The 23,041-nt window shown below is 71.6% G+C and carries 22 protein-coding genes; 10 read left to right on the forward strand and 12 right to left on the reverse strand.

What is annotated here, in order from left to right; translation table 11 throughout:
• Window positions 1–137 precede the first annotated feature (137 nt).
• The gene (locus ACH5AC_RS14110; protein WP_398862009.1) at window positions 138–794 is read right to left on the reverse strand and encodes a ScbR family autoregulator-binding transcription factor; all 657 of its coding nucleotides are present in this window, start codon (window positions 792–794) and stop codon (window positions 138–140) included.
• Between the two features lie 70 nt (window positions 795–864).
• Window positions 865–1,767, reverse strand: coding sequence for a ScbA/BarX family gamma-butyrolactone biosynthesis protein (locus ACH5AC_RS14115; RefSeq protein ID WP_398862010.1), 903 nt, complete (start codon window positions 1,765–1,767; stop codon window positions 865–867).
• Window positions 1,768–1,948: 181 nt separating this feature from the next.
• On the opposite strand from ACH5AC_RS14115, the gene ACH5AC_RS14120 reads away from it, so the two are divergent.
• On the forward strand, window positions 1,949–2,605 hold the full coding sequence (locus ACH5AC_RS14120) for a ScbR family autoregulator-binding transcription factor (RefSeq protein WP_398862011.1): 657 nt from the start codon (window positions 1,949–1,951) through the stop codon (window positions 2,603–2,605).
• A 99-nt stretch (window positions 2,606–2,704) separates the two neighbouring features.
• Here ACH5AC_RS14120 and ACH5AC_RS14125 read toward each other — a convergent pair whose 3' ends face one another.
• Both ACH5AC_RS14125 and ACH5AC_RS14130 read right to left on the reverse strand, forming a co-directional pair.
• Entirely contained in the window at window positions 2,705–4,516 is a 1,812-nt protein-coding gene (locus ACH5AC_RS14125) for a S8 family peptidase (RefSeq protein WP_398862012.1), read from the reverse strand.
• A 371-nt stretch (window positions 4,517–4,887) separates the two neighbouring features.
• Window positions 4,888–5,532: a Tat pathway signal sequence domain protein gene (locus ACH5AC_RS14130; RefSeq protein WP_398862013.1), complete on the reverse strand. Its 645-nt coding sequence runs from the start codon at window positions 5,530–5,532 to the stop codon at window positions 4,888–4,890.
• Between the two features lie 617 nt (window positions 5,533–6,149).
• Between ACH5AC_RS14130 and ACH5AC_RS14135 the strand changes: the two genes are divergently transcribed.
• Window positions 6,150–6,827 carry a DUF6230 family protein gene (locus ACH5AC_RS14135; RefSeq protein WP_398862221.1) on the forward strand — a complete coding sequence of 226 codons (678 nt, stop codon included), beginning with the start codon at window positions 6,150–6,152 and terminating at the stop codon, window positions 6,825–6,827.
• The gene (locus ACH5AC_RS14140; protein WP_398862222.1) at window positions 6,815–7,261 is read left to right on the forward strand and encodes a DUF6114 domain-containing protein; all 447 of its coding nucleotides are present in this window, start codon (window positions 6,815–6,817) and stop codon (window positions 7,259–7,261) included. Before ACH5AC_RS14135 ends, ACH5AC_RS14140 begins: the two co-directional genes overlap by 13 nt.
• A 52-nt stretch (window positions 7,262–7,313) precedes the next feature.
• Here ACH5AC_RS14140 and ACH5AC_RS14145 read toward each other — a convergent pair whose 3' ends face one another.
• Window positions 7,314–7,766, reverse strand: a complete 453-nt coding sequence (locus ACH5AC_RS14145; protein WP_398862014.1) for an ankyrin repeat domain-containing protein — start codon at window positions 7,764–7,766, stop codon at window positions 7,314–7,316.
• Window positions 7,767–7,797: 31 nt separating this feature from the next.
• Window positions 7,798–8,760 carry an ABC transporter substrate-binding protein gene (locus tag ACH5AC_RS14150; protein WP_398862015.1) on the reverse strand — a complete coding sequence of 321 codons (963 nt, stop codon included), beginning with the start codon at window positions 8,758–8,760 and terminating at the stop codon, window positions 7,798–7,800.
• Window positions 8,761–9,028: 268 nt separating this feature from the next.
• On the opposite strand from ACH5AC_RS14150, the gene ACH5AC_RS14155 reads away from it, so the two are divergent.
• Genes ACH5AC_RS14155 through ACH5AC_RS14170 form a run of 4 tightly spaced genes read left to right on the forward strand, consistent with a single transcriptional unit; the run spans window position 9,029 to window position 14,213 of the window.
• On the forward strand, window positions 9,029–12,661 hold the full coding sequence (locus ACH5AC_RS14155; protein ID WP_398862016.1) for an ATP-binding protein: 3,633 nt from the start codon (window positions 9,029–9,031) through the stop codon (window positions 12,659–12,661).
• The gene (locus tag ACH5AC_RS14160; protein WP_398862017.1) at window positions 12,658–13,158 is read left to right on the forward strand and encodes a roadblock/LC7 domain-containing protein; all 501 of its coding nucleotides are present in this window, start codon (window positions 12,658–12,660) and stop codon (window positions 13,156–13,158) included. Before ACH5AC_RS14155 ends, ACH5AC_RS14160 begins: the two co-directional genes overlap by 4 nt.
• Before the next feature lie 43 nt (window positions 13,159–13,201).
• Window positions 13,202–13,627, forward strand: a complete 426-nt coding sequence (locus tag ACH5AC_RS14165; RefSeq protein ID WP_398862018.1) for a DUF742 domain-containing protein — start codon at window positions 13,202–13,204, stop codon at window positions 13,625–13,627.
• Window positions 13,614–14,213, forward strand: coding sequence for a GTP-binding protein (locus ACH5AC_RS14170; protein ID WP_398862019.1), 600 nt, complete (start codon window positions 13,614–13,616; stop codon window positions 14,211–14,213). Before ACH5AC_RS14165 ends, ACH5AC_RS14170 begins: the two co-directional genes overlap by 14 nt.
• Window positions 14,214–14,229: 16 nt before the next feature.
• On the opposite strand, the gene ACH5AC_RS14175 is transcribed toward ACH5AC_RS14170, so the two are convergent.
• The 6 genes from ACH5AC_RS14175 to ACH5AC_RS14200 form a co-directional block, all read right to left on the reverse strand.
• Window positions 14,230–14,898 (reverse strand): ABC transporter permease, encoded by a 669-nt coding sequence (locus ACH5AC_RS14175; protein WP_398862020.1) that lies wholly within the window; start codon window positions 14,896–14,898, stop codon window positions 14,230–14,232.
• Complete coding sequence (locus tag ACH5AC_RS14180) at window positions 14,895–15,560, reverse strand: ABC transporter permease (RefSeq protein ID WP_398862021.1); 666 nt, start codon at window positions 15,558–15,560, stop codon at window positions 14,895–14,897. Before ACH5AC_RS14180 ends, ACH5AC_RS14175 begins: the two co-directional genes overlap by 4 nt.
• The gene (locus tag ACH5AC_RS14185) at window positions 15,557–16,687 is read right to left on the reverse strand and encodes an ABC transporter ATP-binding protein (protein ID WP_398862022.1); all 1,131 of its coding nucleotides are present in this window, start codon (window positions 16,685–16,687) and stop codon (window positions 15,557–15,559) included. The genes ACH5AC_RS14180 and ACH5AC_RS14185 overlap by 4 nt, the downstream gene beginning before the upstream one ends.
• Window positions 16,688–16,763: 76 nt before the next feature.
• Window positions 16,764–17,513 carry an FAD:protein FMN transferase gene (locus ACH5AC_RS14190; protein WP_398862023.1) on the reverse strand — a complete coding sequence of 250 codons (750 nt, stop codon included), beginning with the start codon at window positions 17,511–17,513 and terminating at the stop codon, window positions 16,764–16,766.
• A 1-nt stretch (window position 17,514) separates the two neighbouring features.
• The gene (locus tag ACH5AC_RS14195; protein ID WP_398862024.1) at window positions 17,515–18,084 is read right to left on the reverse strand and encodes an FMN-binding protein; all 570 of its coding nucleotides are present in this window, start codon (window positions 18,082–18,084) and stop codon (window positions 17,515–17,517) included.
• Between the two features lie 11 nt (window positions 18,085–18,095).
• Window positions 18,096–19,382, reverse strand: a complete 1,287-nt coding sequence (locus ACH5AC_RS14200; RefSeq protein WP_398862224.1) for a ferric reductase-like transmembrane domain-containing protein — start codon at window positions 19,380–19,382, stop codon at window positions 18,096–18,098.
• Between the two features lie 229 nt (window positions 19,383–19,611).
• Between ACH5AC_RS14200 and ACH5AC_RS14205 the strand changes: the two genes are divergently transcribed.
• The 3 genes from ACH5AC_RS14205 (at window position 19,612) to ACH5AC_RS14215 (ending at window position 23,028) form a co-directional block, all read left to right on the forward strand.
• Window positions 19,612–20,301, forward strand: a complete 690-nt coding sequence (locus tag ACH5AC_RS14205; protein ID WP_398862025.1) for a response regulator transcription factor — start codon at window positions 19,612–19,614, stop codon at window positions 20,299–20,301.
• Window positions 20,298–21,752, forward strand: a complete 1,455-nt coding sequence (locus ACH5AC_RS14210) for an ATP-binding protein (protein ID WP_398862026.1) — start codon at window positions 20,298–20,300, stop codon at window positions 21,750–21,752. Before ACH5AC_RS14205 ends, ACH5AC_RS14210 begins: the two co-directional genes overlap by 4 nt.
• A 247-nt stretch (window positions 21,753–21,999) precedes the next feature.
• A complete protein-coding gene (locus ACH5AC_RS14215) occupies window positions 22,000–23,028 on the forward strand; it encodes a YbhN family protein (protein ID WP_398862028.1) in 1,029 nt (342 codons plus the stop codon).
• Window positions 23,029–23,041 lie beyond the last annotated feature (13 nt).

Here is a 23,041-nt window from a genome sequence, read left to right on the forward strand (position 1 = left end):
CCCCGCCGGGGGGGGGTTAGGCCCGGGGGCGGGGGGGGGGGTTGCGGGGGCGCCAGCGGGTCCGGTGGGGGGGGGGGGGCGCGCCCCCCCGGGGGGGCCCCCGCCCCCGGGCGGTCCCGCACCGGCCCCCCGGACGTTCAGACCCCGCAGCCGGCCAGGATCTCCCGCTCCAGCCGGGTCGCCAGGGCCAGGTAGCGGGGCCGGCGGGTCACCGGCACCAGCCCTCTGATGAGGACGTACCACATCTCCGCCATTCTGCGCGGCAGCCGGGTCGCCGGTTCGCGGGAGCGGCCGACGACCCGGGTGCCGACGAAGAAGCAGACGAGGGAGTGGGCGACGGCGTCGACGTCGATGTCCGGATGGATGTCGGCCTCGCGGACCGCGCCCATGAGCCCTCGGGAGATCAACTCCAGCCATTCGGTGAAGGGATGCCGCAGCGGCGGCCTTATCGGCACTCCCCCGGTGGCCAGTCGCAGGCCCGCGCGGGTGATGGGCCCCTCGACGGACAGCCGGGTGATGCCGAACGTGAGCCGCATCAGCGCCTCGAGCGACGAGTAGCCCCGGTCGTCGATCTCGCCGGCCACCCGGCGCGATGCCTGGGACTGCAGTTCCAGGATCGCGTGGGCCAGGTCCTCCTTGGCCGCGAAGTGGAAGTACAGGGCGCCTTTGGTGACGTGGGCGTGCTCGACGATGTCACTCAGGCTGGTCGACTCGTAGCCGCGCCGGTCGAACAGGTCGGCCGCGGCCCTGATGATCGTCGCGCGGGTCTGTTCGGCGCGTAATTGCCTCGCCATCGAGTGAACTCTCCTGGGCCAGTAAAGAACGGGTCATGCCGTTTGTTTCTTACCCCCCGCACACCATAGCTCACGCCCCGACGGTCCCGACGCGGCACTCGAAAACAGCCGACTCGCCCTGCGTCCCGACGACTTGAACATCCTCCTCGCCAACGCCCTTGGCCTCGACCCAGATAGGTTCGTCCAGCTCGGCGTAGCGATGGAAGAGCGCTTGATACGACGCCGGGGAGCGGTTCGGGTCGGTTCGCCGCCGGGTCGCCTGGCGGGCCGCCTCCAGCAGGAGCATGCCCGGAACATGGTCGAGGGGATGGTCGAAGAAAACGGGGTGTGCGGTATGTACTCGGAGCTGCCAGCGGCCCGAGGAATCGGGTCGCCCCAGGACGACGTCCGTGGGCAGCGCTCGGCCCACGGCGGCCGGGGGCAGCCCGGGCGGCACGGGGACGGCGGTCACCGTCTCCGGGGTGCGTCCGCCGCGCAGCCGCCCGTAGACGGCCGGGCTCACACAGGTGAACGCGACGTCGGCGGTGGCGACCTGGACGCCGTCGCGGGTCACCCGCGCGGTGTAGCGGGCGGCGGCAGGGCGCCTGCCGCGGTACTGGACGTGGGTGAAGACGAGTTCGATCTCCGGCTCGGCCGGCAGCGCCCCCACCGCCAACTCCGCGGGTACAGTGCTTACTTGGAATTCCTGGAGGACGAACTGGTAATCCAACGGCACGTGGTACTCGGCATGCGAGATCAGGGTGCCGCCCTGCCTGATGGTCTCCACGACGAGCAGCGGATCGTACGCCGACCAGTCCGGCGACACGTGTAACCCGTGGGCGCGCGGCCACTGGGCGGACACGGTGAAACGGTCGGCGCCGGTCCGGCGCCAGCCGGTGGGGAGGGTCTCCGCGACCGCCGCGCGATGGACCAGTTGGCGGGGGACGGCTGCCGTCATGGACGGGGTGTCGGCAAGCTGCCGCGGTCGAGTCATCTCTCTCCCTACGGTCCCCCGGAAGGCCACGGCGGACAGCGAACCGTCCGCTCCGGTGAGCGCTAGAGTACGAGGCGACCGGTTTGTTTTCAATGAGATCAGTCGACGGCATCCTATGATCGGCCCGGACCCCGCACGCGATCGCGGGAGAAGGCCGACTCGGCGCCGTGAAGGGGCTCTTATGGCGAAACAGGAGCGCGCGATCAGAACGCGCAGGGCGATCCTGGAAGCGGCCGGCGCGGTCTTCGACGAACACGGCTACACCTCCACCACCATCGCCATGGTCCTGGAACGGGCCGAAGTCACCAAGGGCGCCCTGTACTTCCACTTCAACTCCAAGGAGTCGCTCGCCCAGGCGGTACTGGAGGCGCAGGTCCCCTTCGGCGCCGTACCGCCGCAGCCGTGCAAGCTCCAGGAGATCATCGACATCACGTTCGTGGTCGGCGAGCGGCTGCTGACCAACTCCCTGCTGCGGGGCGGTGTGCGGCTCGCGGTGGACCAGGAGACACCGACCGTCGTCGATCACGGCGAGCCGTTCCGGCAGTGGGCGGACCGGCTGGAACCGTTGCTCGAACTGGCCCGGGAGCGCGGTGAGTTGCTCCCTACGGTGCGGCCACGGGAGACGGTGGAGCTGCTCGTCGGGTCCTTCACCGGCATACAGCTGATGGCTCGTGCGATGTCCGGCCGCGCGGACATCGCCGAGCGGCTGGCGGTGATGTGGGCCCATCTTCTGCCGAGCGTCGCGGTGCCCGGTCTGCTCCCCGGGCTGGACACCCGGGCCGACCGGGGCACCCGGGTCCTCGCCACCCTGGAGCGCACGGACCTGGCCGCTTCCTGACAACGCGAAGGCGGGCCGGCCGGTGTCCATCCACACCGGCCGGCCCGCCCGCTTCACGGGACTCGTCTGTCAGTCGGGGTTTCTGTCAGTCGAGACCTGTCAGAAGGTCAGCTTCCAGCTGTTGAGCGTGCCCGTGTCCTGCGCGTACACGTCCTGCACCCGCAGCTTCCAGGTGCCGTTGGCGACCTCGCTGGAGGCGTTCACCGTGTAGGTGGTGTTGACGTTGTCCGCGGAGTCCGAGGAGCTGGACGCCTTCAGACGGTAGGCGGTGCCGTCCGGTGCGATCAGGTCGATGACCAGGTCGCCGCGGTAGGTGTGGGTGATGTTCACGCCGACCTGGAGGCTGGACGGGGCGTTGCCGCTGATGCCGCTGACGGTGATCGGGGACTCGATGGCCGAGCCGGCGTCCGGGATGGCGACGGCCGAGGAGCTGGAGAAGGTGGTGCCGCCGGTGGAGCCGCCGGAGCCGCTCACCGCCTGCACCGTCTTGGCCGCGTCGGCGAGACCGGCGCCGCAGCCGCCCGAGCAGGAGCCGGGCAGCGGACGGGCGTTGGCCTTGATGGCCGACTCGATCTGCGCGGGGGTCAGCGAGGAGTTCACCGACTTCATCAGCGCGACCAGGCCCGCGATGTGCGGGGTGGCCATGCTGGTGCCCTGGTAGTAGGTGTAGTTCTCGCTGGACGGCGTCCGGGTGCCGGAGTTCAGCGTGGACAGGATGCCGTTGGCGGTGCCGGTGCTGGTCTGGCCGCCGGGGGCCGAGATGTCCACCAGGGAGCCGTAGTTGGAGTAGGACGCCTTGGCGCCGGTGCGGCTGGTGGCGGCGACCGAGATGATGTTGCTGCAGTTGCCCGGCGAGTGGCCGGACACGTTCTCGTTGTCGTTGCCGGCGGCCACCACGATGGTGGTGCCGCGGTTCACGGCCGCGTTGATGGCGCTCTGGGTCGCCGAGGTGCAGGCGCCGTCGCCGCCGAGGCTCATGTTGATGACCTTGGCGACGTTCTGGTTGGCCGGGACGCCGGAGACGGAGCCGCCGGACGCCCAGGTGATGGCGTCGATGATGTCTGAGTCGTAGCCACCGCACTTGCCGAGGACGCGGATCGGGGAGATCTTCGCGCCGTAGGCGATACCGGCGACACCCTTGTTGTTGTTGGTGACGGCGGCGATCGTGCCGGCCACGTGGGTGCCGTGCCAGGAGGAGTTGGAGGCCGGGATGCCGGAGCCGCACTCGTTGGCGTTGTACCAGTCACCCGGGTCCGACGGGTCGCTGTCGCGGCCGTTGCCGTCGACGGAGACGAAGGTGTCGGCGATGAAGTCGTAGCCGCCGACGATGTTCGCGGCGAGGTCCGAGTGGGCGACGTAGCCGGTGTCGATGACGGCGACGGTGACGCCGGAGCCGTTGGTGATGTCCCAGGCGCCCGGCACACGCATGCCGGCGGTCTCCTCGAACAGGTCCCACTGCTTGCTGTACTCGGTGTCGTTCGGCGTGGCCTTCGCCTGGTTCAGGCGGTCCGGCACGACGTAGGCGACGTTCGGGTCGGCCTTGTACTCGGCGACGACCTCCGCGACGTCCGCCGAGGTGCGCACGTCACCGAGGTCGACGAGGGCGGCGCCGGTGCCGAGGCGGCGCTGGAAGTCGACGTCCGCGCCGGCCTCCTTGCCCTTGGCGACGGCGTCGGCCTCGGCGGCCTGGTTCGACGTGGCCTCCTCGGCGCCGGACTTGTAGCCGACGATGAGGCGCTCGGCCGGGATGCCCGGGGCGGCCTCGGTCTGGGCCGTGGGGACGGCGGCGGCCGGATCGGGGGTGGGCTGCTGGGCGACGGCGGCCGAGGCGGTCGTCGCGGCGGTCAGCAGGGCCGCGGAGACCGCGGCGACGGATATCAGCTTCCGTCGGATGTGGGGTGAGGTGCGCAAGGCGTGCCTTTCGTGGCCCGCTCCGGGCAGGGCGGAGCAGCGGTCGATTCGCTTCGTCGTCGAAGCGGCGGGGGGTGAATCGAGGAGCAGCGCGTTGGCCGGCCAGGCGTTGGTCGCCGACCGTCTCAGGGGTTACCTGCCGGTCAGCTGTGCACGAACGATAGGCAAAGCGAAGGTCATCGGGATACAGGGGAAACCCTTGATCCGGCCGGAAACACACCCTCGACGACAGTGACTCGACCGCAAATACCCCACTTCGCCCCGGGTCCGGGGAGCAACGGCGGTGGCGCAGACGAGGGCATGCGAGGGCGGCGTCGCCACCGCGCCGTTGCGCGGCGGGCGACGCCGTCCGAACTGGGCAGCTACGACACTCAGTTGACGAAGACCGCGGCGCCGCCCGAGGTCACCGGTGCGTACTTCGCCGTGAAGTAGCCGTTGGCGAAGCACAGGGACGAGCCGGAAACGCGGGCGAACTCCTCGTTGACGAAGCTGATGCTGTTGTCGGCGTTGTCGGAGACACCGGTCAGGCTGGGCGCCTCGTAGACGCAGTTGATGGTGCCCAGCAGGGTGCGCAGCACGACCGTCGTGCGGATGGTGGAGCCCGCGGCCGGGGTCACGGTGAGGGTGCCGTCGGAGTCCGCGGTGGCGGCGTAGGGCAGGTTGTTGACCGTGATGCTGTTGACTCCGAGGACACCGAAGACGTTCGAGGTGCAGCTGCCGAAGCTGTGCGCGGTGAGCGACTCGGTGGCCGCGCCGGGGGCGGTGGGGTTGTCGGTGACGGTGGCCGTGAACTCCGACGCCGAGCAGGTGACACCGCTGGTGCCGGTGGGGCTGGAGTAGAGGGTGGCGGTGGTGCCGGCGGCCAGGGACGCGTTGAGGACGTCACCGACGGCGACGGCGTCACCGCCGGCGGCGCCGGTGGTCAGCACGGTGTCGGCGGCGCCGGCCGGCGTGATCGCCGGGATCGAGAGGGCGGCGACGGTACCGGCGACGGCGAGAACGGAGCGAGCGCGCATGCGGGTGCCTCTTTCGTGGTGGGGAGTGATGCGACGTACCGAGAGGTGAAGGACGTACGTCTTGGGGAGTGGAGCGTGGGGGTGGGGTCGTGAGTGGGGGGGTGGGGTCGTGAGTGGGGGGTGGGGGGTGGCGAGTGGGGGGTGACGGCCGTCGCCGGCCCGTGACGCCTTCTCCGTACGTGACGGACCGGCGACGGCGGTCGGCCGGTCTCCGGCCGAGGGAACTGGAGGGGATCGCCTGCGGCCGGGCCGGGCGGAGGGGTGCACGCCGATCAGGGCGGTTGCGCCCATGGTGATGAAGGGCCCGGGAGAGCGCGCGGCGTCTCGCCGCACGACGGATCCGGCGCCACGGATCCGGGCGGAGCCACGGCCCGTTGTAGACCTGATGCTCAGTCAACGTCAAGGCGTCGTAGGTAAGTTGATGGTGGCGGCCACACAACGGACACCGTTTTTCCACACCTCCCTTGACCCCCCGCTGTAACCATCGGTAACTTCCGAATTGGCTACTGCCGCGTAACGAGAAAGCCCTTGCGATTTCCGGGAGGTCGCCAGGAGTCGTGCGCGGCAGCCGCTGTCCGCGCCAGGACAACGTGCCACGGAAGCCCAACCGCATGACTATGCCCATGGGAGCAGACATGGCCTCGTCCGCCGACAACCACCCCGAGACCGCCGGGGAGCCAGTGAGCGGTTCCGAAGACAGACGCGGCCGGGTCCGGCTGCGCCGGGCCGCGATCATGGCGGTGCCCGCCACCGCGATCACCGCGGGCCTCGCGATCCTGACCGCCCAGGGAGCCCTGGGTGTGCAGTTCGCGATCTCCGGCATGCCGTTCGTGGTCACCGCCGACAAACTCGAAGGCAACGGCTTCGCCCAGTTCGGCTCGCTGGACCACATGATCGAGAACAGCCCCAACGAGGGCGACACCGGCGGCCAGGTCCTGGTCGTCACCTCGGTGGTGAAGGACGGCAAGCTGACCAACCTGTGCCAGAGCGTCGACCTCGGCGGCATCCAGCTCGTCCTCACCGCCGGCAACAAGGGCACCAAGGTGAGCGTGAAGAACCTCGCCATCGACTCCGACGACATCACCGGCAACGCCGACTTCAACAACATCGAGATCGGCCGCGACGCCAGCACGCTCGACAAGGTCGACCAGAAGGGCTTCCCGGGCGTCTACAGCCAGCAGGCGGACAAGGTCGTCATCACCGACCTGTACCAGCGCAACTACGCCGCCACCGCGGCCGTCTTCAAACTTCCCGATCTGCACATGCGGTTCGGGGGCAAGGGCTGCCCGCAGTGAGGCTCCGCTTCCGGCGGTGGCGGGGGCAGCGGCCCTTCGTGGGCGGGCTGCTGCTCGTCCTGGGCGGCGGGGAGATCCTGCTGACCATGAAGGCACCGCTCGGAGTCATGCTGCACATCGGCATCCAGGGTGTGGCGGGTTACCTCCTGCCCACCCTGATGGTGGTGCTCGGGCTGCTGATCCTCTTCAACCCGTCCCAGCGCCTCTTCTACTCCATCGTCGCGGTGATGGTCTCCCTGGGCACCTGGGTCACCTCGAACCTGGGAGGCTTCCTCGTCGGTCTGCTCCTCGGGGTCACGGGCAGTTGTATGGCCTTCGGCTGGCTGCCGGACCAGGAGTCCCGCCGCAGCCGCCGCCGGCGCCGCAAGGCGGAAAGGGCGGCGAAGGCGCTGCGGCCGTCCCCTGCTCTGCCGGAGGCGGGCGAACCGGCCTGACCCCAGGGCGCGTCGAAGGGGCGAACCCCCCTCGGCGCGCCCTTCCTTTTCTCTACGTCAGTGCCTTATCGGGCCTCAGTGCCTTCTCTACGTCGGCGCCCGCCGCGAGCAGCGCGTCGATCGTGTCGGGGTACGGGCCGGTGCGGGCCCACTCCAGCGGGGTGAGGCCGGTGCCGCCGTCCTCCCGCAGCCCTGGGTCGGCGCCATGGGCGAGGAGGACGCGGACCGTCCCGGTGTGCCCCCAGCAGGACGCCGCGCACAGGGGCAGGCCGTCGGATCCCATGCCGCCGCTCTCCGCGTCGGGGGGCGCGCCCGCCTCCAGCAGCAGCCGGGCGGCGTCCGCGTTGCCGTTGACCGACGCGGCGTACAGGGGTGTCTCGCCGTCCCCGTCCGCCGCCGCCGGGTCGGCGCCGGCGCGCAGCAGCGCCTTGATCGCGGGACCGTCGCCGCACATCGCCGCCCCGACGAGACGCCTTGCCAGTTTCTTTTGCCGCCGTCTGTTCACGGGCGCCGAGCGTATCCGTTCCTTCCCCGGCTCAGCCCAGGCCGACCGACTTCAGCCAGGACTTGGCGACGTCGAGCGGGTCCTTGTTCTCCAACTGGACCTGGGAGTCCAGCTCGAGGAGGGTCTTGGTGTCGAGCTTGGCGGAGACGGCGTTGAGCGCGTCGACGCCCTCCTGGGACAGGCCGCTCTTGTAGACCAGCGGGGTCACGTTGGCGAAGCCGAAGAGGTTCTCCGGGTCCTTCAGGACGACGAACTTCTCCTTGGTGATGGTCGGGTCGGTGGTGAAGATGTCCGCGGCCTGCACCGTGTTCTTCTTGAGCGCGGCCTGGGTCAGCGGGCCACCGGCGTCAAGTGCCTTGAAGGACTTGAACTTCAGGCCGTACACCTTCTCCAGACCGACCATGCCCTGCTGCCGGGTCTGGAACTCGGGCGACCCGCCGAGTATCAGTTCGGGCGCGATGTCCTTGAGGTCGGCGAGCGTGGACTCGGAGGTGAGGTTGTACTTCTTCGCGGTCTCCGCGTTGATCGAGACGGAGTCCTTGTCCTCGGCCGGCGACGACTCCAGAAGCGTCAGCTTGGGGTCGAGCTTTGCCTTCGCGGCAGCGTTCACGGTCTCGACGGAGGTCTGCTCGGCGTCCGGGTCGAGGTAGGCGAGCAGGGACCCGTTGTACTCCGGCAGGACGGTGATGGAGCCGTTCTTGAGCAGGCCGTACGTGGTCTCGCGGCTGCCGATGTTCGGCTTGTAGGACACCTTGATGCCCTTGGCCTTCAGTGCCTCGCCGTAGATGTCGGCGAGGAGGATGCTCTCCGCGAAGTTGTTGGAGCCGACGACGACCGTGCCGCCGTCCGCCGCCTTGCCCTCGTCGAGCGGGTTGTCCGAGGTGCCGTCGGAGGAGCCGCAACCCGCCAGCAGGGCAGCCGCCGCGGCGAGCGCGAGGGCCGTCGCGACGGGGTGTCTCCGGATGGACCTGCTGCTGTGCGCTTTGGAAGTCACAATTCCGTTCCGAGCTCTGGGGGTCGGTGAAGCACGCTGGCCCCGATCCAATCCAGCCGCTTCTCGATCAGTCAAGGGCGGCCGTGTTAACGATTCTCTTCGTACCAGGGGTGATCGACGACCGAAGAGCGGCGAAGGCGCTTCGTAATTGATTCTTGACGTAGGGCGACTGCTCGCCTGTTCGAAGAGGCGATAGTGTCGCGGCAGTTGGCGGCGGTCACGTGACCCACTGAAACCGCACGACGTCGCACACCACGAAGGAGGCCCGGTGTCCACGACAGAGGTGGACGCGCCAGCCCGGCCGGCACCCTCGTCCGAACACCCGGGGCTGCGGGGCTTCGCCGACCGGTGGCCCTTCCAGCGCAAGCTCACCCTCCTCGTCGGCGTGCCGCTCACGGTGATCCTGATGCTGCTGGCGTACCTCGTCACCGACCTCGTCCAGGAGTCCGAGCGGGCCGAGAGCGCCGCCGAACTGGTACGGAACAGCGCCGAGGTCGCCAAGCTGGTCTCCCTCGTGGAGGCCGAGCACCAGCAGGCCATCCTGCTGTCGGTGCGCCACCAGGCGTCCTTCGACGGCGGCACCCCGCCCTCCAGCGCCTACCGGGTCGCCCAGGTCACCGTCGACGACCAGGTCCGCGCCGTGCGTGAGGCATTCGGCGACCGGCTGCCGGCCGGTGAGGCGCAGGCGCTCAAGGAGATCGAGGGACTGGCCGCCCTGCGCCACACCGTCGAGCAGGGCTATCTGCCCGCCGACAACATCGACCCGGCGTACGCCGGCGCCGCCCGGGGCCTGATCGACGGCCTCGGCCTGGACCGCGACTCCGGGCTCGCCACCACCTTCACCGGCAACCTGCTCGACTCGCTGCTGCGCGCCGACGCCGCGCACGGCGCTTATGAGACGGCCGTGTTCTCGGCGCTCACCGGGGACTCCAACGCGCTGATCCAGTTCACCGGCGCGATCGGCGCCCAGAAGCTGTACACCTACCAGGCGGATCGTTTCGCCCGGTTCGCCACCGAGGCGCAGGCCGACGAGCTCGGCGGGGTCGAGCACAACCCCGCGCAGGCGGTGATCGGCCGGCACTTCGCCGAGCTGGCGGTCGAACCCGGGGCGCTGCAGGCCGAGTCCACCGACGACATCCGCGTGGCGCTGCGCGACGCGCTCGCCGCCTACGGCGACTACCAGCAACAGGCGGAGACCCGGCTGGAGATCACCGGATCGCTCATCGACCAGATCGCCGACCGGGCCGAGGACGCCGCCAGCAGCGCGCAGTGGCGGGTCGGGGTGCTGCTCAGCCTGGCGCTGCTCGGCTTCGCCCTGTGGATCGGCTTCTCCGTCCTGGTGCGCCGCTCCGTGATCCGGCCCGTGCTGGCCCTCACCGGGGCCGCGCAGGAGGTGGCCGACGTGGCGGGGCGGGAGCTGGCGCGGGTCGCCGACGACGACGCGGAGGAGAGCGGGCCGCCGCGGCTGCGGGAGCTGCCGGTCACCGCGGACGACGAGATCGGTGAGCTCGCCGAGGCGTTCAACAACGTACAGACCACGGCGGCCGCGCTGCTCGAACGCCAGGTGCTCAGCCGGCGCAACACCGCCGAGATGTTCGGCAACGTCGGGCGCCGCGTCAGCAACTTGACGACACGTCAGCTTGCCTTGATCGACGCGGTGGAGCGGGGCGAGACCGACCCGGCCCTGTTGGAGCGGCTCTACTCCATCGACCACATCGCGGTACGCCTGCGGCGCAACGCCGACAGTCTGATGCTGCTGGCCGGCATCCGTGAGACGGTCCTGAACGCGGGGCCGACGGCCCTCACGAACGTCGTACGGGCCGCGCTCGGGCAGATCGAGGGGTACCAGCGGGTGCGGCTGCATGCCGGGACCGAGGTCATGGTCGAGCCCGACATGATCGGCGACCTCACGCTGATGGTGGCCGAACTCCTGGAGAACGCCGTGTCGTTCTCCCCCGCGGGCAGCCCCGTGGAGGTCACCGTCAGCTCCGGGGCCGACGGCGCGTCGATCATCATCGCCGACCACGGCCTCGGCATGAGCGCGGAGCGCCTCGCGGAGGAGAACGCCCGTCTGGTCCGCCGCGAACGCCTCGACCTCGTCCCCACCAAGGTCCTCGGCCTCTTCGTGGTCGGCGCCCTGGCCCGCCGCTGGGACGTCACCGTCACCCTGACGCGTACGCCGGGGGGCGGGGTGACGGCGGAGGTGGCCCTGCCGTCCTCGCTGCTACTGACGCTGAGTGCAGTGGAGACGGGCCCGGGGGCCAGGGCGGCCACCGGATCAGGGGGTACTGCCGGAGCGGGGGCCGCCGCCGGATCGGAGGGTGTTGCCGGACCGGGGACCACCGCCGGGCCGGGAACCCCCTCTGGATCCGGGGTCGCAGCCGGATCGGGAACCACCACCGAGTCCGGGGCCACCACCGAGTCCGGGGCCGCCACCGAAGCCGGCACCACCGCCGGGCCGGGGATCACTGCCGCATCGGGAACCCCCACCCCATCCGGGACCACCGCCGGGCCGGGAACCACCGCCAGGCCGGGAACCCCCTCTGGATCCCAGGTCGCAGCCGGATCGGGAACCGCCGCCGAAGCCGGGGCCGCCACCGAAGCCGGGACCACCGCCGGGTCGGGGGTGACTGCCGCATCGGGAACCCCCACCCCATCCGGGACCGCCACCCGAACCGGGACCACCGCCGGGCCGGGAACCACCGCCGGGCCGGGGGTCACTGCCGGGAGGACCGCTGCCGGTTCAGGGGCTGCTACGGGCTCGGACTCAGGTCCCGACTCAAGCTCCAGCCTTGGTCCCGATTCGGGCTCCAGCACCGACCGCAGCTCCGACACTGGTCCCGGCTCAGGCTCCAGCCTCGGAAAGAACCTCAGCACCGACCCGATTCACGAGCCCGACTTCAGGTCCGGCCTCGACTCAGGCAACGGCGCCCGCTCCAGCTCCGGCACGCGCTCCGGCTCCAGCACCCGCTCCGGCACCGACTCCAGCACCCGCTCCGGCACCCCCGCCGGCGCACCCAGGGGGGCTCAAGAACCCGAAGGTTCCCCCGTACCCCCCGCTCCCGTGACCGGCCCGACGCCTTCCGAGCCCGCCGTGGCCGGGGACCCGGGTGCCCTTCCCCGTCGTACGCCCCGTCGGCAGGCCGCCGTCCAGGACGCGGCTGGTCCCATCCCCCGGGCTCGCGCCGAGGAGCGGCCCGCCTCGGCGGACGGCGTCGGGGGGCGGCCGCTGCGGCGGCGGGTGCGCGGGGCGACCCTTCGTACGACCGTCGACGCGGGCGCCCAGCAGGCCGACCGGCAGACCGTGCGGCCCGCCGACGCCGAGGCAGTGCGCCGTGCGCTGGAGGAGTTCGAGGCGGCGGTGGAGCGCGCGCACCGCGACACGGCGGAGATCCCCATCGGCAGGCTGCGCGACCTCGACGACACCGGCGCACTCCCGGACCCGGCGGGCCCCCACCCGACCGACACGGACGGCGCCCACCACCGCCCCCACACACCCCCGGACCCGGCTGACGTCCACCCCACCGGCACCGACGGCGCCCACCACCACACCCGTACACCACGGGACCCGGCCGACCCCTGCCCGACCGACACGGACGCCCACCACCGCCCCCACACACCCCAGGATCCGACCGACCCCCACCCCACCGGCACCGACGGCGCCCACCACCACACCCGTACACCACGGGACCCGGCCGACCCCCACCCCACCGGCGCGAACAGCGCCCACACACCCCCGGACCCGGCGGGCCCCCACCCCACTGCCCCCGGCACTCGTACCGGCGCCGGCCCGGCGGAGGCCGACGGGGGCGGCGTGCCGAGGTGCGGTCCTGTGGTGGGCGCCCGCGAGCCGCAGTCCGCGCAGTACCAGAACCACCTTCCGGAAGGAGCCGAGCAGTGAGTACGTCGACAGGTGGCAGCCCGACGGGCGACGCCACGCCGACCGATCTGCGGGCCGCCGCAGCCGACTTCACCTGGCTGCTCAACCGTTTCGCCACCGAGACCGCGGGCGTCGTGGACGCCATCGCGGTCTCCTCCGACGGTCTGCTGATCGCCGTGTCGGAGCTGCGTGAGCACGCCGACTCGGAGCGGCTGGCCGCGATCGTCTCCGGCATCACCAGCCTCGCGGCCGGCGCCTCCGGCAACTACGGTCTGGGCGGCCTGAACAAGGTCATCATCGATCTGGAGGGCGGCCATGTGCTGGTCTCCGCGATCGGCAGCGGCGCCGTCCTCGGTGTGGTCACCGACAAGGAGGCCAAGCTGGGCAACATCGCCTACGAGATGACCGTGTTCGCCAACCGCGCCGGCGCCGCCCTCAGCCCCCAGCTGGTGCTGGAGCTGAAGAACTCCGTCAGCGCCGCCCAGCACCAGGCCAAGAGCAAGAGCAGACTGCGCTGACCGGCCGCCGGCCCGACGAGCGAGCAGAGGAAGAGGACCACCGATGGCGGACGGCCGTACTCCGCGCGACGCCGGCGAGGACGGCCCCGCCCCCGCCGTACGGCCCTTCCTGGTGACCGCCGGCCGGGTGGCGGGCGCGGACCGTGCCGCGGCCGGCCGGCCGATGCCCGTGGAGACCCAGGTGGTGACGACCGCGGAGGGGCTCGCCGCGCTCGACCGGCTCTCCTTCGAGCAGCACGACATCGTCGCCGCCTGCCGTCGCCCGCAGTCCATCGCGGAGATCGCGGCCCGGCTGCGGCTCCACCTGAACGTGGTGCGGGTCCTCGCCGAGGATCTGCGCGCGGCCGGGCATCTGACGGTGCATGTGCCCGACTCCGGCGCCACCCATGACGCCTCCGTCCTGCGCAGGGTTATCGATGGCCTGCGGGCCATCCCCGACTCCCGAGGGGTACTCCGTGACACCGACTGACCCGACCGCCGGCGCCGCGGCCGCGCAGAGCGCCGTACGGCCGCCGCTGCCGGTGAAGCTGGTCATCGCGGGCGGTTTCGGCGTGGGCAAGACCACCGCCGTGGGGTCGATCTCCGAGATCGAGCCGCTGACCACGGAGGCGGCCATCACCGAGGTGGCGGCGGGTGTCGACGACCTCACACACACCCCGCGCAAGACGACGACCACGGTGGCGATGGACTTCGGCTGCATCACCATCGACCCGACGCTGAAGCTGTATCTGTTCGGCACGCCCGGGCAGGAGCGGTTCGGGTTCATGTGGGACGACATCGTGGAGGGGGCGGTCGGCGGGCTGGTCATCGTCGACACCCGGCGCCTGGACGACTGCTACGCGGCCGTCGACTACTTCGAGCACAAGGGCCTGCCGTTCGCCGTCGCGATCAACGCCTTCGACGGCAAGGTCGAGCACGGCCTGGACGATGTCCGCTGGGCGCTGGACGTCTCCGACGGCGTCCCGGTCCTCGTGTTCGACGCCCGGGAGCGCGGCTCGGTGCGGGACGCGCTGCTCGTCGTACTGGAACAGGCCCTGCACCGCGCGGAGAGCTGACGGCGGCCGGCGACCGCTACGCCCCGCGCCGCACCCCCGGCGACACCGCGAGCCTCCCCACCGCCCAGAACACGCCGAGGGTGACCAGGGCGAGGGCGGCGACCAGGGTGGCGCCGCCGACGACCTTCTCGTAGTCGCGCTGGTAGAGACCGTCGACGATGTAGCGGCCGAGGCCGCCGAGCGCGACGTACGCGGCGATGGTGGCCGTGGAGACGATCTGGATGGCCGCCGAGCGCAGACCGCTGAGGATCAGCGGCAGGGCCGCCGGCAGCTCCACCTGGAGCAGTACCCCGGCCTCGCTCATGCCCATGCCCCGCGCGGCGTCCACCGGGGAGGGGTCGACGGAGCGCATCGCCTCGTACGTCGTCACCAGGATCGGCGGGACCGCGAGCACGACCAGCGGGACCATCACGGGCAGCATGCCGAACCCGAACAGCATGACCATCAGCACCAGCAGTCCGAAGCTGGGCAGCGCCCGCCCGGCCGTGGCGATCAGTGCGAGCGCGTTGCCGCCGCGCCCGTAGTGGCCGGTGACCAGCCCGATCGGCAGCCCGATCGCGGCCGCGATCGCCAGCGCCTGGAGGGTGTAGCGGATGTGCTCGGCGAGGCGGGTGGGGATGCCGTTGTAGCCGTGCCAGTGGGCGCTGTCGCTGAAGAAGGCGTGGGCGAAGTCGAGTACGTTCACCGGGCCGGCTCCTTGTGGTGCGTACCGCTCGGCATCCAGGGCGTCAGCAGCCGGCGTACGAGGACGAGCAGGGCGTCCGCGAGGACGGCGAGGGCGGCCGTGGTGAGCACGGAGTTCCAGGCGAGTTCGGGCCGGTTGTAGATCTGCGCGTCGTGCAGCAGGTTGCCCAGCGCGCCCTGGTTGCCGATGAGCATGCCGACGCTGACCAGGCTGATGCTGGAGACGGTGGCGATCCTGAGCCCGGCCACGATGGCGGGCACGGCGATCGGCAACTGCACCTGGACGTACCGGCGTACGGGCCCGAAGCCCATCGCGGTGGCCGCGGCGAGCGTCTCCTGCGACACCGACCGCACCCCGTCGACGATCGCCGGGACGAGCACCACCAGGCTGTACACGGTCAGCGGGATCATCACGGTGAGTTCGGTCTGGCCGGTGTAGTCGATGAGCACGACGAAGAAGGCCAGCGAGGGGATGGCGTACAAGACGGTGGTCACACCCAGCACCGGCGGGTACAACCAGCGGACACGCGCGCACAGTTGGGCGATCGGCAGTGACAGCAGCAGCCCGGCCAGCACCGGCAGCAGGGCCAGCCGCAGATGCAGTCCGATCAGGCCGAGCCAGCTGTGCTGGAGGTCGCTCGGGATGTCGAAGAAGCGGTTCATCCGGCGACCTTCGCGTCGGTGCGTCCCTCCGCGTGGGCGCCGCGGATCGCCTCGGCGATGGTCTGCTGCGAGACGACACCTGCGGCCCGTCCCTCGTCGTCCACGGCGACGGCCCAGCCGGTGGGCGAGAGCACCGCGCAGTCCAGCGCGGCGCGCAGCGAGTCGGTGCGGGTGTCGAAGGGCCGCCCGCACGGCAGCAATTGCTCCGGCGTGAGGTCCCCGGCGGTCAGGTCTCGCGGCGCCGCCCACCCAAGTGGCCTGCCGTCCACGTCCGTTACGAGGAGATGGGGGACGTCTCCGGTGTCGCGCGCGGCGATCTGTTCGGCGGTGGCGTCGATCGCGACGATCGGCGCGGTCAGCAACTCCAGTCCGGCGGCGGGGAAGAAGGACAGCCGGCGGATGCCGCGGTCGGCGCCGAGGAAGTCCTCGACGAAGGCGTCGGCGGGCCGGGTCAGCAGCTCGGCGGGCGGCGCGTACTGGGCGAGCCGACCGCCGGTGCGCATCACGGCGACCATGGTGCCGAGCTTGACGGCCTCGTCGATGTCATGGGTGACGAAGACGATGGTCTTGCCCAACTCCTCCTGGATGCGAAGGAGTTCGTCCTGGAGTCCCTTGCGGACGACGGGGTCGACGGCGGAGAACGGCTCGTCCATGAGCAGCACGGGCGGGTCGGCGGCGAGCGCCCGGGCCACGCCGACGCGCTGCTGCTGACCGCCGGAGAGCTGGTAGGGATACCGCTTGGCGAGCGAGCCGTCGAGGCCGACGCGCTCCATCAGTTCGCGGGCCCGTGCCCGGGCCTTCTCCTTGCGCCAGCCGAGCAGGCGGGGCACGGTGGCGATGTTGTCGAGGATGGTGCGGTGCTGGAACAGGCCGGCGTTCTGGATGACGTATCCCATGGACCGGCGCAGCGTGTTGACGGGCTGTCGCCGGCTGTCGACGCCGTCGATGAGGATCGTGCCCTCGCTGGGTTCGACCATCCGGTTGATCATCCGCAGGGTGGTCGTCTTGCCGCAGCCCGAGGGGCCGACGAGCACGGTGATGGATCGGTCCGGTATCTCCAGGGAGAGCCGGTCGACCGCCACCGTGCCGTCCGGATACCGCTTGGTGACTGAGTCTATCCGTATCAAAACGCCGAACGCCCTTCGGGTTTGGCAGAATCCGCCCGCTCCTGACCGCGCTCGCACGGGCCGTTGCGGGTCGAGTCTATGCCCCCGGTGCTGCGGCGCTCCGGGCCGCCGCCACCGGCAACCCGCCGGTGCGCAGCACCCGCCGCTCGGCGTCCACGGCGTACACCTCGCAGCCCGCCCTCCCGGCCGCCCACTCGACGCCCTCGGCGCCCATCGCGAAACCGGCCGTCGCCACGGTGTCCGCCTCGGTCAGCGTCGGGGCGACCACGCTGAGGCTGAGCAGTCCGGTCGCCGGGCGTCCGGTGCGCCCGTCGAGGATGTGGTCACCGCGCTCGTAGCGCGCGGAGGTCGCGACCGCCCCCTCGGTCAGCTCCAGGACGGTGCACAGCTTGTCGGCGTGTTCGGGGTGCCGTATGCCGATCCGCCAGGGCCCGCCGGAGACGACGACATCGCCCCCGGCGTTCAGACAGAACCTCCGCACCCCGGCCGCCGTCAGCAGCTCCGCCGCCCGCTGCACCGACCAGCCCTTGACCACCGCGCAGGGGTCGAGGCCGCGCCCGGGCAGCCGTACGTCGAAGGCGCCGCCGGAGGCGACCCGGTACTCCTCGCACAGCCCGAGCACCTCGGCGAGGTCGGCGCTCACTTCGCCCTTTGCCAGTTCGCCCCGGCCCAGCCGGGACACCTCGCTGCCGGCCTTGAAGGGGCTGAACCGGGTGTCGACCTCACGCAGCCAGCCGTAGACGGCGTCGGCGAGAGCCTCGCACTCCCCCTCGTCGTCGATCCGCAGGGACACCGGGAACCCCATGACGTGCTCGACCCTGTGCACGTCAGGCGCCCTTCGCGTCGATGGCCACCTGCAGCGACTCCTTGTCGCCCTCGCTGGTGACCGTCGAGCCCGCGACGACCTCGGACGTCGTGTCCGCCGGGGCCGACGCCGTGTTCTCCGTGTTCTCCGTGCTCTCCGTGCTCTCCGTGCTCTCCGCGGTTGCCGTGTTCTGCGCGTTCGCGTCGATGGCGGCCTGGAGGGAATCCCGGTAGCCCTCGCTGGTGATCGTCGCCCCGGACACCGCGTCGACGTCCGCGCTCTGCGCCTCCAGCGTCGCCTCGATCAGCTTCGGCACCGCGGCGGTCGTCTGCGGGTGATTCGGCTGCTGGAGCAGCTTCACGGCGGTGATCTTCTCGCCTTGGAAGGTCACCTGGACCTGCACGGGTCCCTTCTCGGTCTGCACGGTCGTGCCCGTGACGACGGTGCTGTCGGACCCGGCGGAGGACGACACCGAGGGCGTCGAGGCCGGTTCGGCGGCCTCCGTGACGGTCGTGCCGAGCGACGGCTCGTAGCGCCAGACCGGGATGAGGCCCGCGATGCTGAGGACCAGGACGGGGATGGCTCGCTTCATGGTTGTCCCTCTCATCCCGCCAGGCTGAAACGCTCGAAGTGGACCTGCTGCTTGGGCACGCCCAGCTCGCGCAGGCTGCCGATGACCGCGTTCATCATGGGCGGCGGTCCGCACAGGAAGACGTCCCGGTCGGTGATGTCCGGCACCAGCCGTGCCAGTTCGGCCGGGGCGAGCCTGTCGGGGACGGGCGGGCCCGTCACCAGGTGCAGCTCGGCACCCTTGGCGTGGGCGAGTTCCACCAATTCGCCGTACAGGACAGCGTCCTGGTCCGTGGCCACCCGGTAGATGACGACCGCGTGGCCGTGCAGCTCCTCCAGCAGGGCGCGGATGGGGGTGACGCCGACGCCGCCGGCGATCAGGACGGCCTCCGGGCGGGTGCGGTGCATCGCGGTGAAGGCGCCGTAGGGGCCCTCGGCGAAGACGCGCGTGCCGGGCTTGAGGTGGCGCAGGGCCGCTGAGCCGTCGCCGGCCGCCTTGGCGGTGAGCCGCAGCCGGTCGCCGTCGGGCGCGGCCGACAGGGAGAAGGGGTTGGCCTGCCACCAGCGGTCCTTGGTCAGGAACCGCCACAGGAAGAACTGGCCGGCCCGCGCGGGCAGTTTGTCCAGGTCGCGGCCGGTGATGTAGACCGACACGACGTTGTCGGACTCGGGGACGACGGCCTCCACACGCAGCTGGTGGCGCAGGTTCCGCCACAGCGGGAGGACGAGGCGGCCGACGAACACCGCGCCGAGGGCGACGTACCACAGGGCGTTCCAGTAGGCCGTGGCGACGGAGGACGTGGCGAAGGACGTGCCGACCGCGACCTGGTGTGTGAGGGCGAGGACCACCGCGACGTACGTGTACAGGTGGATGAAGTGCCACGTCTCGTAGGCCAGCCGACGCCGCGCGGAGCGGGCCGAGACGACACCGATCACGATGATGATCCCCAGCGCGACGACGGCCCGCAGCACGCCCTCGACCGTCTCGGCGAGATCGATCAGCTGGTTCACCGGGTCCAGCGAGGACGCCTCGGCGTAGCCGAAGGTGATGAACACGACGTGGGCGAGCAGGAGCCACAGGACGCCGAAGCCGGTCCAGCGGTGCCAGGAGGTCAGCCGGTCCATGCCGATGCGCCGGTCGAGCCACGGCAGCCGGGCCACCAGCAGCAGCTGGAACGCCATGAGCAGCGCGCCGAACAGACCGGTGAGCCGGCCCAGCACGATGAGCGTGTTCGAGGCGAAGCCCGCCTGGGTGAAGAAGTACAGCACCGCGGCCACGTTCGCGGCCAGCACGGCGTACAGACCCGTGCGGGCCACCACCTTGGGGCGTATCGCCGTGGAGGGCGCGGGGGGTGAGGGGGCGGTCGTCGTCACGGGCGGCAGCTCCTTGCTCTCGTCTGCTGGTCTGCTCATCTGCTCGTCAGGGATACCGAGCTTGTCCCTGGAGAGCTGTCGGAAGGCTGTCGTTGTTCTTTCAACTGTTTATCGATGTGGTCGCGGTACCCGACCCGGTCCCGGCGACGGGGCTCCGGTGGCGCAGTATGGGCGGGTGGAGAAAGTACGCCTTCTGGTCGTGGACGACGACCCGCCCATCGCCGATCTCGTCGCGACGGTCGCCCGCTACGAGGGCTGGGAGGCGGTGACCGCCAACTCCGGTGAGGAGGCGCTGCGGCTGGCCGCCGAGTTCCGTCCGGACATCGTGGTGCTCGACCTGATGCTGCCCGACGTGGACGGCTTCGGCGTCCTGGACCGGCTGCGCCGCTCCGGCACGATGGTGCCCGTGGTGTTCCTGACCGCCCGCGACGGGGTCGCCGACCGGGTGGCGGGGCTCACCCGCGGCGGTGACGACTACCTGGTCAAGCCGTTCGCGGTGGAGGAGTTGATGGCCCGGCTGCGCACCGTGCTGCGGCGCAGCGCCGGGCCGGGCTTCCAGCGGTCGGTGCTGCGGGTGGGGGACCTGACGATGGACGAGGACACGCGCGAGGTACGGCGCGGCGACCGGGTGCTGACCCTCACCCCCACCGAGTACGAGGTGCTGCGCTATCTGATGCGCAGGTCACCGACCGTGCTGACCAAGGCGCAGATCCTCGACCATGTGTGGGAGTACGGCTTCGGCGGCCGCTCCAACGTCGTCGAACTCGTCGTCAGCCGGCTGCGCCGCAAGCTCGACGCGACCGGCGAACCGCTGATCCACACGGTGCGCGGCTTCGGGTACGTGATCCGGCAGGCGCCTCAGTGATCGGGCGGCTGCGGCGCACGTACCGCAGACTGCGGCTCGGCACCCGGCTGGCGCTGGGGCTGGGGGCGCTGGCCCTGGTGGTGTTCGCCGTCGTGGGCACGGCCCTGACGACGTACATGCGGGACTACCTGTCGGCGCAGCTCGACACACAGCTGGCGCAGGCGCAGGTCGCCCAGTCCAAGAACATCCAGATCCACGGCACGCTCGCGGGCAAGAAGTACTACAGCTGGTTCTACGCCGTCTACGACGTGTCGGACGGCACGCCCGTGCTGCGCAGGCCCGAGGACCCCGCCGACCTGCCGGAGGACGTGGGCGACTTCACCGCCCTGGCCCGGGCGCAGACCGCCTCGGACCGGGAGCTGCTGCGCAGCGAGTACCTGGGGGACGCGGGCCTGTACCGGCTGCGGGCCTGCGAGGTCGAGCCCGGTGTCGTCCTGGTCAGTGCCGCGCCCATGGGTGAGATCGAGGACACCGTGAACCAACTGGTCACAATCCAGGTCGTCACCTTCGGGCTCGCGCTGCTGGCCCTCGTGGTGTGCGGCCGGGGCATGCTGCGGCGCGGCCTGAAGCCGCTCAGCGACATGGCGCACACGGCCCGCGGTATCACCTCGCACGACCTGACGGACTCGGCACGGCTGCCGGTGCGGCACGACGGGCGCAGCGGCGGTCCCGAGGTCGAGGAGCTGCGCACCGCGTTCAACACGATGCTGGAGCACATCGACGACGCGCTGGCGGTGCGCGCGCAGGCCGAACAGCGACTGCGCCGCTTCGTCGCGGACGCCTCGCACGAGCTGCGGACGCCGCTGATGTCCGTACGGGGCTATGCGGACCTCTTCCAGTACGCGGCCGCCAACGCCCCCGAGGAACGCGACCGGCATCTGGCCCGGCTGCGCGCCGAGGCGGCCCGGATGGGCGTGCTGCTGGACGACCTGCTGCTGCTCGCCCGGCTGGACGCGGCGGAGGTGGAGGCGCCGCTGCGGATGGCCGACGCGGACCTGGTGGACCTGGTGGAACAGGCGGCGGACGCGTTCCGGGCGAGCCGCCCCGACCATCCGCTGACCGTGCTCCCGGGCCCGGAGTCGCTCACGCTCCGCCTGGACGCGCAGCGCATCCGCCAGGTCCTGGACAACCTCCTCACCAACGCGGCCGTGCACACCCCCGCCGGTACACCGGTCTCCGTCGAGGTGTCGGCCGGCCCGGACGCGGCGCTGGTCCACGTCACCGACAAGGGCCCCGGCATCCCGCCCGCGGACCGCGACCGCGTCTTCGACCGTTTCTACCGCGTCGACAAGGCCCGCAGCCGCGACCGCGGCGGCAGCGGCCTCGGCCTCGCCGTGGCGAGTTCCCTGGTACGGGCCCACGGCGGCACGATCGCCCTGGCCGGGGAACCGGGGCGCACGGTGTTCACGGTCGGCCTGCCGCTGCGCCGCGGGCGGCCGGGCTTGGGGTGAGCGGTGGGCAGGTAGGGCAGAACCCTCTCAGGCAGCGTCGCTGTCGTCGGCCGGACAGTGCCGCGGTCGGCCGCACAGTGCCGCGGTCGCCCCTCCGCCCGCACGGCACGGCTTCCGGAGACCGTGCCGTCACCCCGGAGGGGAACGCCTCCCCCGTCCCCCTCCCCGCGAGGGCCCTTGGCCCTGCCCCGATCCGTCACGCGCGCCGTGCGCGGCGCGGCCGTGACGCGGAAGGACGACATGCCCCGTGTCCCCGCCCCCGCTCGACGACACCGCCTCCCCACTCCCCGCCCCAGCCGACCGTGTCCGCCCCGGTCCGCCAACTGCCGCGCGGCGCACGCTTCAAGCCCGCTATGCCCGCCATGCGCTGAGCCTCCTCCCCCTCCTCTTCCTGGCCGTCTGGGCGGCGTTCGACTGGCGTAGCGTCCGCGACGGTGTCGCTCACCTCGCCGGCGCCGATCCGTGGTGGCTGCTGGCAGGGGCGGGCTTCACGTTCCTGGGCAGTGTGGCCGCCGCCTGCATACGGCAGGGCGCGGTACCGGACCGGTTGCCGCCCGGTCTGCTGGTCGCCTCGCAGGTCGCCGCCGGCGCCGCCAACCACGTACTGCCGGCGAGCCTGGGCGCGCAAGCGGTGACGCTGCGCTTCCTGCGCCGCCAGGGCGTCCCGCTGCCCCGGGCGACCGCGTCGCTCGCCCTGTACTCGCTGGTCAGAGCGGTTGCGAAGACCCCGGTGGTGCTGGTGTTCCTGCTGGCCGCGCCGCACGCCGTACGCCCCGAGGCGCTCCTGCCGCACGGGCGGGCCCTGCTCATGGCCGTGGCCGGCATCCTGCTCGCACCCGCCGTGGCCGTCCTGCTCCTGGCGGCGATCCCGCCCCTGCGTCGCCCGGCCCTGAACTCCCTGCGCACGGCCCTGACCGACGTACGCCGACTGCACACCCGCCCGAGCCGCTACCTGCCCCTGTGGGGCGGGGCGATCGCCGCACCCCTGATCCAGGCGGGCATCGTCGCCTCGGTCGGCACCGCGCTCGCCCTGCCGCTGTCCTGGCCCCAACTCGCCTTCGCCTACCTGGCCGCGAGCACGGCGGCGGGCGCGGTCCCCGCCCCCGGCGGCATCGGCCCCATGGACGCGGCCCTCATCCTCACCCTCGCCGGCTACGGCACCCCCCTCCCCCTGGCCACGGCCACGGTCATCGGCTACCGCGTCCTGACGGTCTGGCTCCCCCTGCTGCCCGGGATGCTGGTGATGTCGGCGCTGGTGCGGCGGCAGGCGCTGTGAGGGGATGACGCTC

The organism is Streptomyces sp. NPDC018693 (genome assembly GCF_044391385.1).
Classification (GTDB): domain Bacteria; phylum Actinomycetota; class Actinomycetes; order Streptomycetales; family Streptomycetaceae; genus Streptomyces.

Excerpts from the sequence above, each read along its gene's own strand:
- ACH5AC_RS14110 (WP_398862009.1), bottom strand. The coding sequence starts at position 794 with ATGGCGAGGCAATTACGCGCCGAACAGACCCGCGCGACGATCATCAGG.
- ACH5AC_RS14115 (WP_398862010.1), bottom strand. The coding sequence starts at position 1,767 with ATGACTCGACCGCGGCAGCTTGCCGACACCCCGTCCATGACGGCAGCC.
- ACH5AC_RS14120 (WP_398862011.1), top strand. The coding sequence starts at position 1,949 with ATGGCGAAACAGGAGCGCGCGATCAGAACGCGCAGGGCGATCCTGGAA.
- ACH5AC_RS14130 (WP_398862013.1), bottom strand. The coding sequence starts at position 5,532 with ATGCGCGCTCGCTCCGTTCTCGCCGTCGCCGGTACCGTCGCCGCCCTC.
- ACH5AC_RS14135 (WP_398862221.1), top strand. The coding sequence starts at position 6,150 with ATGCCCATGGGAGCAGACATGGCCTCGTCCGCCGACAACCACCCCGAG.
- ACH5AC_RS14165 (WP_398862018.1), top strand. The coding sequence starts at position 13,202 with ATGGCGGACGGCCGTACTCCGCGCGACGCCGGCGAGGACGGCCCCGCC.
- ACH5AC_RS14180 (WP_398862021.1), bottom strand. The coding sequence starts at position 15,560 with ATGAACCGCTTCTTCGACATCCCGAGCGACCTCCAGCACAGCTGGCTC.
- ACH5AC_RS14195 (WP_398862024.1), bottom strand. The coding sequence starts at position 18,084 with ATGAAGCGAGCCATCCCCGTCCTGGTCCTCAGCATCGCGGGCCTCATC.